Annotated in this window: 11 protein-coding genes; 6 read left to right on the forward strand and 5 right to left on the reverse strand. The window is 42.8% G+C overall.

The features are described from left to right. The first annotated feature begins 24 nt into the window (after nucleotides 1–24). The 3 genes from LVD17_RS12530 to LVD17_RS12540 are packed head-to-tail and all read left to right on the forward strand — an operon-like array spanning nucleotide 25 to nucleotide 3172. The gene (locus tag LVD17_RS12530; RefSeq protein ID WP_233767216.1) at nucleotides 25–1998 is read left to right on the forward strand and encodes a hypothetical protein; all 1974 of its coding nucleotides are present in this window, start codon (nucleotides 25–27) and stop codon (nucleotides 1996–1998) included. A 46-nt stretch (nucleotides 1999–2044) separates the two neighbouring features. Beyond that, nucleotides 2045–2485 (forward strand): hypothetical protein, encoded by a 441-nt coding sequence (locus tag LVD17_RS12535; RefSeq protein ID WP_233767218.1) that lies wholly within the window; start codon nucleotides 2045–2047, stop codon nucleotides 2483–2485. A gap of 3 nt (nucleotides 2486–2488) precedes the next feature. Then, nucleotides 2489–3172, forward strand: a complete 684-nt coding sequence (locus LVD17_RS12540) for a hypothetical protein (protein ID WP_233767220.1) — start codon at nucleotides 2489–2491, stop codon at nucleotides 3170–3172. 16 nt (nucleotides 3173–3188) lie between these two features. Here the strand turns inward: LVD17_RS12540 and LVD17_RS12545 are convergent, their stop codons facing one another. After that, the gene (locus LVD17_RS12545) at nucleotides 3189–3815 is read right to left on the reverse strand and encodes an MCP four helix bundle domain-containing protein (RefSeq protein ID WP_233767222.1); all 627 of its coding nucleotides are present in this window, start codon (nucleotides 3813–3815) and stop codon (nucleotides 3189–3191) included. Nucleotides 3816–4284: 469 nt separating this feature from the next. Between LVD17_RS12545 and LVD17_RS12550 the strand changes: the two genes are divergently transcribed. Beyond that, nucleotides 4285–4545: a hypothetical protein gene (locus LVD17_RS12550; protein WP_233767224.1), complete on the forward strand. Its 261-nt coding sequence runs from the start codon at nucleotides 4285–4287 to the stop codon at nucleotides 4543–4545. Nucleotides 4546–4663: 118 nt separating this feature from the next. Here the strand turns inward: LVD17_RS12550 and LVD17_RS12555 are convergent, their stop codons facing one another. The 4 genes from LVD17_RS12555 to LVD17_RS12570 form a co-directional block, all read right to left on the reverse strand. Further along, nucleotides 4664–6934: a zinc-dependent metalloprotease gene (locus LVD17_RS12555; RefSeq protein ID WP_233767225.1), complete on the reverse strand. Its 2271-nt coding sequence runs from the start codon at nucleotides 6932–6934 to the stop codon at nucleotides 4664–4666. 466 nt (nucleotides 6935–7400) lie between these two features. Then, nucleotides 7401–8312, reverse strand: a complete 912-nt coding sequence (locus tag LVD17_RS12560; RefSeq protein WP_233767227.1) for a helix-turn-helix domain-containing protein — start codon at nucleotides 8310–8312, stop codon at nucleotides 7401–7403. A 152-nt stretch (nucleotides 8313–8464) separates the two neighbouring features. Then, nucleotides 8465–9502 carry an aldo/keto reductase gene (locus LVD17_RS12565; RefSeq protein WP_233767228.1) on the reverse strand — a complete coding sequence of 346 codons (1038 nt, stop codon included), beginning with the start codon at nucleotides 9500–9502 and terminating at the stop codon, nucleotides 8465–8467. 177 nt (nucleotides 9503–9679) lie between these two features. Then, a complete protein-coding gene (locus tag LVD17_RS12570) occupies nucleotides 9680–10705 on the reverse strand; it encodes a LacI family DNA-binding transcriptional regulator (protein WP_233767229.1) in 1026 nt (341 codons plus the stop codon). 277 nt (nucleotides 10706–10982) lie between these two features. Here LVD17_RS12570 and LVD17_RS12575 point away from each other — a divergent pair, with 277 nt between their 5' ends. Together LVD17_RS12575 and LVD17_RS12580 are read left to right on the forward strand one after the other, a co-directional pair. After that, nucleotides 10983–14060 (forward strand): SusC/RagA family TonB-linked outer membrane protein, encoded by a 3078-nt coding sequence (locus LVD17_RS12575; protein WP_233767231.1) that lies wholly within the window; start codon nucleotides 10983–10985, stop codon nucleotides 14058–14060. A gap of 21 nt (nucleotides 14061–14081) precedes the next feature. Beyond that, entirely contained in the window at nucleotides 14082–15632 is a 1551-nt protein-coding gene (locus tag LVD17_RS12580; RefSeq protein WP_233767232.1) for a RagB/SusD family nutrient uptake outer membrane protein, read from the forward strand. The last annotated feature ends 21 nt before the right edge of the window (nucleotides 15633–15653 follow it).

The raw sequence follows: 15653 nt of genomic DNA on the forward strand, positions 1-15653 counted from the left end.
GCCATCTGATAATTTGCGAATGTAATGCAGGTAATTGAAATCCACTATGAAAATGAAAGGAGCGTAGTAGCTGTTTCGCTGAGCAGTGAAAAAATCAATGAGTATTTAAGCCGGCTAAAAGATGCAGGTCTCAATGGTCTGACGCTGAAAACTCTCACCTTCGGAAATTTTCCCGTTTATGCTATTACAAAATATCAAAAAGACGAACAGGAGAATGCCCATAGCTATATTGAATACATGGATGAGCAAGGATATATCCGGCTCATACAGACTCAAAAGGAGCAGAAAGCGAACGACAATTTCCATGTTTACTTCACTGCATATTGTTTTGAAGAGGAGTATTTCCAGCATGCGCTGGGACCTAATCTCATGGGCAATATAGACCATGTACAAGTCAATAATTACTTTCTTGATGATGATGACGCCGAGAAGGGCCTTGCTCATAGCCGCATCAGGAGGCTGGCAGGCCGGTGGGATTTGGACGGTCTGGATAACTTGTATGCACGGTATATGGAGTCTGGCTCAAAGAGCGATAAAGAAAACCTTGCGATGGAAGGATACCTCTCGGTATTCAGCGAAATGGATTATGACTTTGCCTGTGGAAAACTTACCGATGCAGGGATATCCTTATTGCTTCCCATAGCAGAAAAAATGAGTATGCTATTGGGCAAGAAGCAATGGGATGTTTATAGCAGGGCCTATATGATATTGCTGGAAGATGCCGTAGCCAACCACGCCGATGAAGTTGAGCATTACTTTAATGAGGCAGAGAGAGCTATTCAGGCCAATATGCTGGAAGCCATGGAAGATCAGCAGGAGAGCTATCGTCAGCTGGCAATGGTCAACAATATGCTATGTGAATACCGGCATTTTGATGATAAAAACTGGCATCGCGCCCTGGAATTTATCAACACATCCATTACCCTTGATCCTGCCGAAGGTGATTGGTTTTTATACCTGCAATTGATCCATATTCCCTACGATGTCAGAAGAAGCAATAAGCTTGAAGGCCTCTCGGATGCTGATGTTAAAGATCGGTATAAGCAATGGCATGCGCTTAGATCTGACGAGTTAATTAAATTCAGGGCACTCGGTATTTCTTTGGATGACAGCACGCATGCTGTTGCAGTAAATATAGCTATGGCATTCAAAAGACTTCGGGACCATATGGAGTGGTACCATATGGACGACAGCCTTTTTCCCGAAAAAGACTACCTGTACTGGCTCGATGAGGCCCGGCAATGGCAAAAACAAAAAACCACCAGGATGCAGCTCACGGAAATCGGACATTTTTTCCATGCCGAAGGTAATAAATACAAACGCATCGATTTACTGGAAATCGCCGTTTTACATTTTCAGCGATTGATAGAGCAAATTGGAGAGACACCGTTTGAGGTCTACTACAAAGCTTCAGCCCTGGAGGATATATCCGACATCTTCTTTTTTGAAAATGATAATGAGCAGGCAATAAACTATCGTAATCAGGCTACGCTATGCTACAAAGGCCACATCAGTTTGGTTGAGAGTAACCCATCTGTATTTATGCATTACACCGAATACCTTGAACGGTGCTATGTGCATCCTGCTGATATTATGAAACCTGCGATGGAAGAGCTGGAAGCACTGGCGGCAACTTCTGAAGAGCAGGGAGATGGAATGTACTCCTCACCGGTAATGCTGAGGATAAGACTGGCCCTGCTGAAAGAAGATGAAGAAGCAGCCCTGTACCATATTGTCAAATCCCTTATTTTATTTGAACTCGGCATGGAAGAGCACATTAAAAAGCTGATACAAATACCACAAATCAGGGCTTTTGATAAGCTTTATACACTATTAAGCGATACCCTGAGCTTTTTTGACGAGATCAGTGAAAACTATTACCTGGATGTGAAGATAAAATGGAAGCACCTCAGGGAAATGAGTCCCGAAGCAGTGTTTGAAGCCTGGGAAGAGAGAAAGGATGTACTCAGAAATCGTGAAAAAATAGCCTGGAGCTAAAAGATGACAACCGGTGACAGAAATCTTAGTTATTACACTCCTATCAATGAACTTCACAATGTCCCATAATAAATATGTGAATATTACGGAGCATGTTTCCGTGCAGCAATTTGAGCAAATACAGCGTTTCATTTTGGCCAATGGTGACAGGAAAACTTACAGGAATATTGATAGCAATAACCCACACTACCGGTTTAATAATTTTGATATCTTCCTCAACCCTGAAAATGTAAAGCTATTTACAGGCAATCCTGATTATGACAAGTTCAATGAAATAACCATATACGACCCTTCTAGTGAAATACAATATTATACATTAAGGGTAGTTAAGGCAGGTGACAGGGAAAACAGTGCTACACATCTTCCTGAACATAATGATGATGAAAACCGGGTGTATCTGTTGAATATCTATAATGAGGATATCGACTTAATGAAGAAAAACCTTTTGGAATATTATCTGAAGGAAATCTATCAGAAAATGCTGTAACCTATGATTCGAAAAAAAACTACCTGTTTTCTTTTTTTTATGCTTGTATCGGCAGGTTTCTCATGTCAGAAAGCGTCAACTTATGAAACATCTGTTGAAGGGACGGTAATAACTGACTCCGTTGAGCAAATTGATGTTAATGAGCCTACTCAACAAAACGTTTCTACTGATATTGAGGCTGACCTGGACTTCATCACAACCCGGGCATTGATTTTATCCGTCCGGGAGGAGTTGCTTATGCCCTCAGACTACCTCACCACTGTGATGAGGGTAAGGATAACCCGTGGTGATACGCTGATCTTTACGGATGCCGATGGCTTTGAAAGCCTCGCAGGAAAGGAAATAACTTTGAAATATCGTCTGGTACCTCAAGGCAGATGGTTAGTGTGTATGAATTGTACAGCTTTTGATGAAAATATAAAAGTGGCTGATATCACGTTAGTAACTTCGGAGGTTCAGTTCAAAAAATTGAGATTGCGCAAATTTATTGAGGACCTGTACATAGATGCTGCTTCAACATTTATGATGGAGAATGAACAGGGTGAGATTGAAGAATTTTTGAGTGCAAAGCACGATATGCTGAAAGACAGCACTAAAATGAAACAGTCTTACGCCAACTACGGATTTATCAATACTTTTTATCCCGAGCTTGGCAATCGCGGAGAGCTCGAAGCCTTGAACAGGTAACCTGAAGCCCCTTCACTCAGTTCAACTGACTGTTCTGTCTGAACCTCGGTTTTAAAGATTTTGAGGTATAAATTAATGCCTGAACCAGCAAACCAACAACGATTAGAAAACTGATCTCCAGGTACGAATTGAAATTGCTGCTGGCTATGAGCTGATCGGAATCTTTAAGTATCCTCCTGGTTTCTGCAAGTTGAATGTCCGAGAGTAGCCCCAGGTGCGTTGATATGCTTTTATGGTGCTGCTCTATACTGCTGATGACGCCAGTCTCAGGAGAAGAAATATACTCCTGCTCAAGCATATTTAACTGCTGAATATCAGCTTTTAGCCTTTTGAAATATACAGCCTCATCCGCTGTAAGCTGAGTCTTTCCATACTTCAATATAAGCTGCTGTATGGAGCTGTCGAGCCGGATTGACAACTCACCATTTTTTTCTATCAGTATTTTTTTCTGGTTGAACAGATCAGAGAGTTTATAAATATAGTTTTCAACCATTAGCCGGTCTTCATATACAGTAGTAAATGCCTTCTGTAATGCAGAGAAGTGCCTTTTGTCAATAATATTGGTTATGAGCATAATAAAAAAAATAATTCCCAGAGCCACCGCCGCCTTTGATTTTTGAGCAATTTGATATGTCCATTTCATGTTAGTAAGTATTAATGTTCCAGTATTGAGATGACAATGTAACAACCAGTTGGCAATTGGCAAAAGCAGTAACCGGCACCCCAAGACTCTACTACTTAATTTACAAAAAATAAGGCTAAAAAATTTACTTTTTGATCACGAAGTTGATGATAATAGCAATATCGCTTATCGTGGTGCTTCATACTTTGAAGGCCTTGGGAAACAGTACATGTTTTTACTCAATTTCATAGTCAAAACACCTGATTGCAGATAGCTGGACGTGTCATTCCAGGCGCTACGGGATATTGCGTGACCTCTCAACCCGGGAAGCCTTTACTTTATTTGATTAACAAAGGCTGTCAAAGTATAGAGAGTATCATTATTGAGAAAGGGGTCTCGTTCGGAAAGTAATTTGGATGTTTGGGAAAAGCTGTTGGGCAGGGAGCAGTGAAGCAGCTACATTGAGGAGATTTAAGAAAAACTTATCGTTATGGACTCACTATTCTATGGGATTATCATTTTAGTAATAGCTTTCTTGTTTTTTCTCTTAATGCGCGCATTTATGCTATGGTATTGGAAGGTTGATACCATAGTGCAAAATCAGAAGGAACAGAAACAGTTGATGCGGCAACAAAATCATTGGTTAGAGCAAATTTATCTTTTACAGGGAGCACATAAAATAGAACCTTCGAAGGATTCCCCTGAAGAGATTATTCGAAAGGCCAGGTTGTTTGATGAGTCGCAGGGGTAGCATGAAAATAGGGATAGCCTTTTACAGAAGAACCCCTGGCTGCGTTACACTTACAGAAAAAGCCCCCTGCTTTACCTGGCAAGGTAAGCAGAGGGCTTCCAAATCCGAATAATTAATTTTACTCGATCACAAGCCGTTGGGTAACTTCCGAAGAACCCTGGCTGAATTTAATTAAATAGAGTCCTTTTTTCAGGTGTGAAATAGTATGAGTATTTCTGTTTTTCACCTGGTCAGCCAGTTTGCCTTGTGCATCGTATATGCTGATTACATAATCTTCACCTTCGGTATAAGGAATATTGAAGGAAAGTAGGCCCGTCTTGTTTGGGTTAGGGTATACAGAGAAGCTATCGGGGCTTAACCCTGACGGATCCGGGCCGGCAGCAGGCAGAGTTACCGTAAAGGAATTGCTCCATGCGCTGGTTTCGCTACTATTTTTTGCTCTTACTCTAAAGGTATAGCTGGTTGTAGATCCCTGCTTAGGGATCCACAAATAGTAAGTTGTAGAAGTACCCTGGGCTTGCCATGAGGACCCGGAGTATAGCTGAACATCGTAGCCTGTGGCTCCCGATACCAATCCCCACCCGGCATAAAACCCTGAAGCATAGGTGCCTGCAGAGCGAATGTTACCCGGTGTTGCAAGCGAATTTGATGAACCAGAAAAAGTAACTGTATAGTCTTCTGCTTCTCCGTCTCCTATATTTCCACAGGCAGCAGTGGGTGCACTGTTGTATTTCATTACCACGCGCATTCTTGTTGTACCCGTGGCAGTGGAGCTTACCGTGAAATTGCCAGATACAGCCCCTGTCCCGTTAAGCCCGCTGATGACCAGTTCGGAAGCTTCAAACGTATTGTCCTTGTCATAATCAATCCATACTGACCAGTATTCGCGATATGAACTTCCTGAAAAACCAGGGGTAAGCACAACACTAACATTACTTCCAGCTGCAAGAGAGGCTGTTTGTGAAGTATAGTTGCCATATCCTGAATTGGAGCCTGAAGTATTTGAGAAACTCCCGATATTTACCTTATTGATATATTCATAAGATGCATTGCCTGAAATAGTACAATAAGAAGTTCCTCCTCCGGAGGTAGTAGCCGATGATGTATTGGAATACGATGAATAGGTGCTGCCAGAGTACGCCCTTACCCTGTAGGTATAAGTAGTACTTGCACTCAGGCCGGTATTACTGTATGAAGTCGAATTTGCGCCTAAATTGGCAATCGTGCTATAGCTTCCACCACCAGAAGCCCTTTCAATGGCAAAACCGGTTTCGTTGTTGGAGTTGTCATTCCAGGTGAGATTTATCTGTGATGATGACGCAGCTGTCGCTGATAAACCGGAAGGTGCTGTTACCGTGGTGCCGCCACCATCAGAGGTACCCGTTGCTATAAGGTTAGATTCCTGCCACAGCGGTTGTCTCGCCGGATGCTGAAGTGCAGCAAGCATCCTGTTAACCTGTCCCTGTGTATACATTTTATAGCATCCGCTGGCTCCGTTATAGCCCATATAGTTTTCATAGTTGATATATTGTCCGTAGCAATTAGTGGCCGGGGAACAACCATTTGACGTACTTGAGTTCTCTGCCGGCGTGTCAGATACCTGATCGTTAGGAGAGGAGCATCCTCCTTCAAAAGTATGGATCAGATTAAGCCAATGACCAAATTCATGAGTCAGTACTGAAGCAAATTCGTCATTTGTATTGCCATGGAGATAACGCCCGTTATAAACCACACGTGCAGTATTGTTATTCGACATGTAGGTGTTAGGGTACCAGGCTACACCAGAGTTGGTGGTGGAACCGTCGTTATACAAGTCGAGCTGAATATAGACGTTCATGTACTTGTAATTGTCCCAGGCATACTGCTGGATTTGAGAATCATAGCCACCACCGTTTCCAAAACCATTAAGTGCACCATAAAACTTCACTCCTGTAGTCGAATTTCCGTTGGGGTCAATCTTGGCCAGCCTGAATTCAATGCTTAAAGATTGTTTTATTCCAGCAAACTGACTGTCCACTGTATTGAAGTCGCTGTTCAAACCCTGAAAATCCTCATTAAGCTTGAGAAGAGCCTGCTCCACTTTAGCTTGTGTTACCGTAGAGCCAGCGAAGTTTGTGCCGAATACATGAAACACTACGGGTATGATGTAAGTCGGGCTTGCGATCAGTGCTTCATTGTGGTCAATTTTGTTTTGGCGAAGCTGCTTTACATAGCTTTTGGTAAACTCTTCCAGTTTCTGATATTCCTGCATGGCTTCCGGTGAAGCTTGCAGTATTTGCTTGTTCATTTCCGATGCCTTACATTTTAGCGCACCGGGGTCAATTTGCGCAAAAGCCCCTAAGCTTAAGAGGCATAGTAAAATTACGATTAAAGGTTGTTTCTGTTTCATAGGTGTTCGTGTTGATGGTTAAAATTTGTGGTCTAGGTTGTTGCTGTATTGGCAATAGATTAACGAGTCCGAAATATTCCCGGGCTATATTAAGCTACTATAGACAATTGGAGGTTTTATGAACCCTGCTACTTTGCAGCAAGAAAAAGCTTGCAAAAGCAGAATAGGTATGACACTATCCTGGCCAGGTAACTATTAATTTGAGCCTGGTCAAATGATTAACGTGAAACTTTGAAAACGCTGTATTAGCAAAGTTAAGTAGGAGTAAACACTATTGTAATCATTGGTCTTTTATTGGTTTAGATTGAACTTGTATTAAATATGATTACAATTTATGAGTAATTATTGAGCAGAGTTGATACTTTCTTAACCGATATTTATAGACTATTATCAAATTGTAAAAATTGTGTGAAGAGCGTGCATTGCCTGTAGCTTCAGGAGAACTCTGACAGGGTTCAAAACCCTGTCAGAGTTCTCCTGAACTATAAAATGATTGTCTGAATTGCAAGGGCGAAAAATTAGTCTTTGTTTTGAAAAATTTGCTGAAAGACTGCGGATGCTCGAAACCTAAGGTATAGGCTATTTCTGAGATCGTATCATCTGTAATCGAAAGCTTTTCTTTGGCGGCTGATATCAGCTTGTTATGTATATGCTGTTGGGCATTTTGCCCTGTAAGCGAGCGCAATAGGTCACTAAGGTAGCCTGGAGATAAATTTACCTGATCAGCCAGGTACTGGACTGTGGGCAATCCTTCGTTTAATGGCTTGGAATGGAGAAAGTAGTGATCTAAAGTTTCCTCTACCTTTTGCAGTAAATCATTATAAACGGCCTTATGTGTAATAAACTGGCGGTTATAAAACCGGTTGCTGTAATTTAATAATAACTCGATTTGAGATATGACCACGTCCTGACTGAACTTATCTATTCTCGCCTGCAGCTCATCATCAATAATTTTAAAGATGGACATAATCGTTTCCTTTTCATGAGCTGACAAATGCAATGCCTCATTGGCGGCATATGAAAAGAAGCCATATTGTTTGATCTTTTTTGCTAATGGATAAGTGAGCAGGAAATCCGGATGAATAAAAAAAATATACCCTGTACCCGAGCTTTTAGGGGTTTCAAAAACCTGGTATGGAGAAGTAAAAATCAATCCACCTTCACCGAAATCATAATAATTTTGACCATACCTGGCCTGTCCGCATAAATTGGTCTTGTAGGCGATCTTATAAAAGTCCAGAATGAAGTGATCAAAAACATCGGCTGGAATAACAATGTCTTCCATATTCACAAAACTTATCAACGGATGCAATGGCTGAGGCAAGCCAAATGCTCTGTGAAAATCAGACAGCGATTCAAACTTTCTGGGTGTATTCATCACTTATTCATTATCTGATAATGTTATGACCATTTTCCGTTTGGAGATCAGATATCCCTCCGAAAATAAGAAAATAAAAGCAATCAAAGGAGAGGTTGGCAAGCCAAATAAGTAGCCGCCATCCTCCCCTTTTAAGGCCGCACGTTTCAGGTTTACGCCTGCCAGTCCCTAGAAAAGGGGCCGGAGGTATCGCTGGAGGCGGATTCCCGGGCAATGATCGCCCTTAGTTTTGCAATGTCTTCATCGGTTCGGTTGCCATGAATTTCAATGCTGGCAAGCTCCGTTTCTATTTTGCTGAACTCATCGTCTGATAACACAACATCCGTGGCATGCAGGTTCTCAGAGATTCTGTCAAGCTTACGCGAGCCGGGAATAGGAACAAGAAAGTCATACTTATGCAGCATCCATGCCAGTGAAATTTGTGCAGGCGTTGCATTTTTTGCCTCAGCAAACTGACGGAGCAGACTAAGTAATGGCTGATTGGCGATTTGATTTTCTTTATAAAAACGTGATATAACCCTTCTGGCATCAATACCTGTATACTCAGTTTGCGGGTCAACCTTGCCCGATAGAAAACCATTGGCCAAAGGAGAAAAAGCCATAAAGCCAATATTCTGATCTTTGCATAACGGAAGTACCCCCTTTTCAAAGGTCCGCTCCATCATAGAATATTCACTTTCAATAGCGGTCAGCGGAGTTACCAAATGTGCTTGCAGAACCTGGTCAGCATTGGCCTGCGACAAGCCCCAACCACCAATTTTACCCTCTTTGATAAACTCAGCCATACAATAGGCAACATCCTCCAATGGAATGCTGTCATTGACCCGCGCCTGGGTGTATAGCTCAATGTGGTCCGTATTGAGTCTTTTCAGCGAGTTTTCAAGGCGAGTCCTCAGCTCCTGCATTAATTGCTTTGAGGTGCCTTCCCATTTTCCCGGTATCCAGAATTTGGTGGATATGACCACATCATTTCTTACGCCTTTTAAAGCCTCGCCCAGCAATTCTTCATTTACACCGTCAACGCCGTAAAATTCGGCGGTATTAAAAAGGGTACATCCCATATCACAGGCTGCACGGATTAACCGGAGCGATTCATCTTTTCCGGGAGCTTCCCCATATCCCATGCTAAGCCCCATACACCCATAACCGATCGCAGATACTTCCAGATCTCTTAATTTCCTTTTTTGCATCTCTTTTTTGTTTAGTGAGATACAAAGGTCAGGTGCAGTTACTTGAGGTTCGTAGCCGGATTGAGGAAGTATGAAGCCAAAATGATGGAATACTTAATGTGGATTGTTGTTAGCGCCAGTTAACTTCCCAGATCACCACTTAGCGATCATCCCTTTACTATTTCAGCAAGCTACAAATCAAGTCTCCCTTAGAGCCCTGGTAGTACCCCTCAAAACCAATTTGGTATCCAGTGTTACAGTCCTTGAGGCACCATTATACCCTTTGATCTGATCAATTAAAAGTTTGGCAGCGCATTTGCCCATTTCATGTGAGGGCTGCGCAACAGTAGTCAAAGCAGGTTCCACCAGGGCAGAGACCGGATCGTCAGTAAAGCCAATGATCGAAATGTCTTCCGGAATTTTGAAACCGTGTTGTTTAACAACCTGCATCGCCTGAAGTGCGACGGGATCGTTGACACAGAATATTCCATCTGGTTTTTCTTTAAGGGCCAGCAGCTTATCAGTTGCGTTACCGGCATCATCTCTAAGTGAGTTGCAGTGTACAATCAGGTTTTCATCGGGAGTAATGCCACAGACCCGTAAGGCTTTGAAGTAGCCGTCCATACGTTTGTTGCTTATTGCCAGGTTTTTCGGGCCGGCAAGGTAAGCTATTCTTCTGCACCCGGTATCTACCAGATATTTTACAGCTTTAAAAGCTCCATCCATGTCGCTCACATTTACTTTGGAGGTATCTATGTCGTCACTTATTCTGTCAAACAAAACCAATGGGATATTTTTTCGCTGCACCCTGAGCAAATGCTCCATATCTTCAGTCTCCCTCGAAAGCGAGATCAGTAGTCCGTCTACACGGCTGGCGATAAGCGTTTTGAGGTTGTTGAGCTCCGTTTGATAGTTTTCATTCGATTGGCAGAACAGAACATTGTAATTAACCTCAGAGGCCACTTCCTGAATACCACTCACAATAGAACTGAAAAAATGTACTTCAACGTCTGGTACTATAATACCAATAGTGTTTGTACGGTTGATACGCAGGCTCTGTGCTATCAGGTTAGGTTCATAATTAAGCTGACTGGCCATTTCCAGTACTTTTTTCTTGGTTTCCGGGTTAACATCAGCCATGCCGCGCATTGCCCTAGAAACTGTAGAAATTGAAATGTTGAGTTTTAATGCAATATCCCTGATCGTTACCTGTCCTTTCCCCATAATTTTGAAGCCCGTTTGTTAAGAAATCTAAAAGCGAATATTATTTAATAATCTGAACTTTTAGTGTTCTATCCAAAGATAAAATAATTTCTGCAATCGTTACCGGAATCGTTTTCTTCATTCTCGACCAGCTAAATCCTTGTAAATCAATTTATGAATGCCAATATTCAAACATCACTTCATAAGTGAACTCATTAGATCTGGCCAATCTATCATCGTACAGTGACATCTTTTTTAGATGCTACCACTGCTATGTTTTATCAAAAATTATTTACTAATGGAAAAATTTATACTAGGATGTATTACCCTGTTGTGCCTTGTTACTGCAAACGTGTGCGCTCAGGATACTGATGAAATATCAGTAACCGGAGTAGTTACCGATGCAGAAGGTGGTGCAACATTGCCGGGAGTGACGGTGCTGGAAAAAGGCACCTCAAACGGGTCCATTACAGATGCTAATGGAAATTACTCATTAAGGGTAAGTAAAGGAGCGAGCATTATATTCAGCTTCATCGGTTATGTGCAGGAGGAGGTATCTGTGAGTGCAAGATCAGTGATTGATGTTGCCCTTACCCCGGATATCAAGCAATTGCAGGAAGTTGTGGTTGTGGGTTATGGTACTCAGAAAAAAAGTGATGTAACGGGTGCTATCAGTACAGTAAAAAGTGAGGATATCACCAAAGTAGTTACTCCCAACCCTACAGAAGCATTACAGGGAAGGGTTTCAGGAGTTAATGTAACCCAATCTTCAGGAAGTCCTGGTGCAGCGGTAGATGTTACTATCAGAGGTATTGGCAGTTTTGGAAACAATCAGCCCCTTTACATCATTGATGGTGTGCAGGCCGATCCTTACTACATTGATCCCGCCAATATTGAGTCTATCGAAGTGCTTAAAGATGTGGCTTCAAGTGCTATTTACGGTACCAGGGCAGCAAATGGTGTCATCATCATTACCACCAAAGAAGGGAAAAAAGGCAAGCCTCAAATCGAGATCGGGTCATCTTACAGCATCAATACTGTTAGAAACGAAATGGAGCTGCTGGATGCCGAGGGCTATAGAAAAGTACATACACAAATGTATGAAAATGCCGGAGTCGCATTGCCTCAGTATTTGCAAAACCCATCCAATATCAACACAGACTGGGTTGATGAAACCCATCGGGAAGGAGCATTGCAGATGTATAACGTTCGTATAAGTGGTGCAAGTGAAAATATTGATTATAGCCTGAGTGGTAACCTGGCCGACGAAACCGGTATTCTGATCGGTTCCGAATTCAACAAAAAAGGTTTGAATGCTAACGTAGGGCTTAAGTATAATAAGTTAAAGGTCAATACGAACCTTACTTATAGTGAAACCTACAGGGAGCAACATAAATTCTCCGTTCGTGAAACCTATTTTATTTCACCTTTGATCCCCGTATTTGACAATTCAAAACCCTCTGGCTTTGGTTACAGAGATGGCGACTTGCCTGACCACCGCAACCCCGTAGGTGAAGATGCGCTTATCGACAATTATACCAGGACGAAATATTTCTTAGGTAATGTAGGCTTCAACTATCAGATCATTGAAAACCTTCATGCCAACGCCAATTTTGCCTTGGCTAATCTTGCTACTTATTCGTATGCCTTTCACCCACCTTTTAAGGTGAGAGACATTGACGACAACCCCGAGAACGAATACTCTTTTGTTTCAGAATATAACAGCGAGTTCAGAAGACTGAACCAGGAATACACTTTAAACTACAAGTTCGAAATAGGCAAAAGCGCCTTTGAACTTCTCACTGGATACCAAAGAATTAACGAACCGTTTAAAGAAACCTATGTTCAGGCTGAAGGATACAAGCTCGATGAGAATGGAGATAAAGTCCCCGCCGTTATACTAGACCCCAATTTTAACACCCTGGATGCCTTCAATGATGGCACTTATTCCGGTAGCGGCACCAATGCAGAGTATAGCCTGGTATCGCAGTTTGGAAGGGTCAACTATGCGTATGATGGCAAGTACCTGTTCCAGGCCAGTGTGCGTCGCGACGGCAGCTCTAGATTTGGTAAAAACAACAAGTATGGCGTTTTCCCCTCTTTTGCACTGGGCTGGAAGATCATAGATGAAGGGTTTATGAAAGATCAGACCATTTTTGACTTCCTTAAGCTTAGATATAGCTGGGGGCAGGCAGGTAATGACAGTGCATTGGGATACTATGACTATGTAGCACTGATAGCCCAGGGTAAAAGCCAGGACAATGGCGGATACGTATTTGGGAACCCACAGACATCATACCAGGGAAGTATTGCCAGAGACCTGCAAAATGATGACTTGCAGTGGGAAACCAACATCGCCTCAAACTTTGGTATCGACTTTTCCTCAATGGAGTCACGCCTTACCGGAGCTATCAATTACTACAGAAGTACCACCAAAGATCTGCTGATCACCAAAGAAGTGTCACCTTCTTCCGGAGTAAGAAACCCAGTGGTAAACGTTGGGGAGTTTCAAAACAGCGGTTTTGAGTTTGAGTTGGGGTATAGAAACAATGACAAAGAGATTAAGTACAGTGCCTTTGCAACATTTACTACTATCAACAGTGAAGTAACTAAACTAAGCAATGAAAGCCAGGTGCTTTATGGTACCGGACTCTTGTTTGGTTCCGACCACTTTGTAAACCAGACCCGGGTGGGTTATGAGCCGGGAGCTTACTTCCTGCCGGTGGCTGATGGAATCTTCCAAAACCAGGCCGAGATAGAAGCACATAGTGTAAATGGTCAGCTCATCCAGCCAGATGCTCAACCCGGAGATATAAGATTTGTAGACCAGGACGGAAATGGAGTTATTGATGCCGATGACGAAATCTACCAGGGTACAGCCATCCCGAAATTTGAGTATAGCATTAACCTTTCTGCCGAATATAAAGGTTTCGATATCAATGTTTTCCTTCAGGGAGTAGGTGGTAATAAGATTTATAACGGTAACAACTTCAGGCTGTTGAGCATGGACACCGGCAGAAATTTCAGGACAGAAACATTGAATGCCTGGACACCTGAAAATCCCGATACCGATATGCCTCGAGCTATATTGGGAGACCCCAACAGAAACAACAGGGCCTCAACAAGATTTTTGGAAGATGGGGATTACCTCAGGGTAAAAACCGTGCAACTAGGCTATTCGGTACCTTCAGAGTTACTTGAAAACATCAAGATCAACCGCGTGAGATTATATGTGACGGGGCAGAACCTGTTCACCTTTACTAAGTACGAGGGACTTGACCCCGAAGTTGGCGGAAGCATACTATCAAGAGGGTTGGACCTGGATCTGTATCCTAAATACAAGTCAGTAATCTTTGGTCTTCAGGTTCAATTTTAGAACACTTAAAATATTTGGAACATGAAAAATTTTCATAAACTGGTTGTAGCAGGATTACTGGCGGTAGCCGCTTCCTCCTGCAATGACGACGAATTCATACAGCAGTCACCACCAGACCAGCTTACGTCTGAGAACTTCTGGAGAAATGCCGAAGATGCCCGTTCGGGATTGACCGCGGCATACTCTGAACTTGAATCTAGGAGTAACTTCTGGGACGGCTGGCAGGAAGGTCGCCCCGTATTGGAATACTTCAGGAGCGACTATGCCTTGCCCGGCCCCGATGCTACGAACTATGCGCACTGGATGTCCATATTTAATTTTGATTATACCAATGCCCACATTTTTGTAGACGTAATCTGGTCGACTAATTATAAAGGCTTGAACTTTGCTAATCAGGTGATCAGCAAAGTAGGCGAAATGACACCCGATCAAATTTCGGATGCTGAGAAAAAGCAGATTATCGGCGAAGCCACATTCCTGAGAGGATACTACCATTTTAAGCTACTTACCATGTTTGAAAAGATCGTGGTGAGAACAGAAGCCATAACACAGCAAACCCTTGACAAGGACCTTTCTACAAGACCTGAGGCATGGGGCATTGTAATTGAGGACTTCACCACTGCGGCAGAAATGTTAGATATTGTGGGCAACACCGAACCCGGAAGGGCCACAAAGGGAGCGGCATTGGCTTACCTCGGCAAGGCATACATGTATAAGGCAGGCGATCCTTCCTCGGCAGAAAGCAATGACTTTGATAATGCTGTAGCAGCTTTTAAGCCTATTGTAGAAGGAACGGCAGGCAGTTATGCCCTTGAACCTGATTTTGTAAGCAACTTCAACGGTGAAAATGAAAACAATCAGGAGTCGATCTTTGAGCTACAGTTCAAAAGTGGAGACGCTACCTCATGGAACGCCACCAGATTACATGCATTTGTTGGCGACTGGTCAATCGGAGGCTGGGGTGGAATAGAAGCCACAATGGCACTGGTAAATGAGATGAAAAGTGAAGGAATGATAGCCAGCAACGGTTTGTACGACAACAGACTTTATGCTTCTGTTTATTTCAGAGATCCTTATTTCAACGACCCCGGCACCAACGAGATGCAGGGATCTACATGGGATGAGCTGATGACCACCCAGTACGGAAGCACCTACGACAATCATGCTTACTTCAGAAAATGGTTGCCCAACTATGTTTGGGATAACTCCTACGTGGGCGTGAACGTGGTGCTGATGCGATATGCAGACGTACTGCTTATGTATGCTGAGGCGCTGAATGAAACAGGTGATACACCCGGAGCCATTACCATTATTGATCAGATAAGGGACGTACATGGCAACATGCCTTCCACTACAGCTGCGACACAGGCAGAAGTCAAAGCGCAGATTATTCATGAAAGGACTATGGAACTGACTCTGGAGTCGGTGAGATTCTTTGATCTTCGCCGCTGGGGAATGCTGGATGAAGCGATGCAGGCAGCCGGAAGAACAGGGTTTAGTGCGGTCAGTCATGCATACCTTCCGGTACCGTTATCAGAATTACAGACCAATACGGCTATTGGGAGCAATTAAGAACACGAATTAGTTTTGTTT

The sequence above is a fragment of the Fulvivirga ulvae genome (assembly GCF_021389975.1).
Classification (GTDB): domain Bacteria; phylum Bacteroidota; class Bacteroidia; order Cytophagales; family Cyclobacteriaceae; genus Fulvivirga; species Fulvivirga ulvae.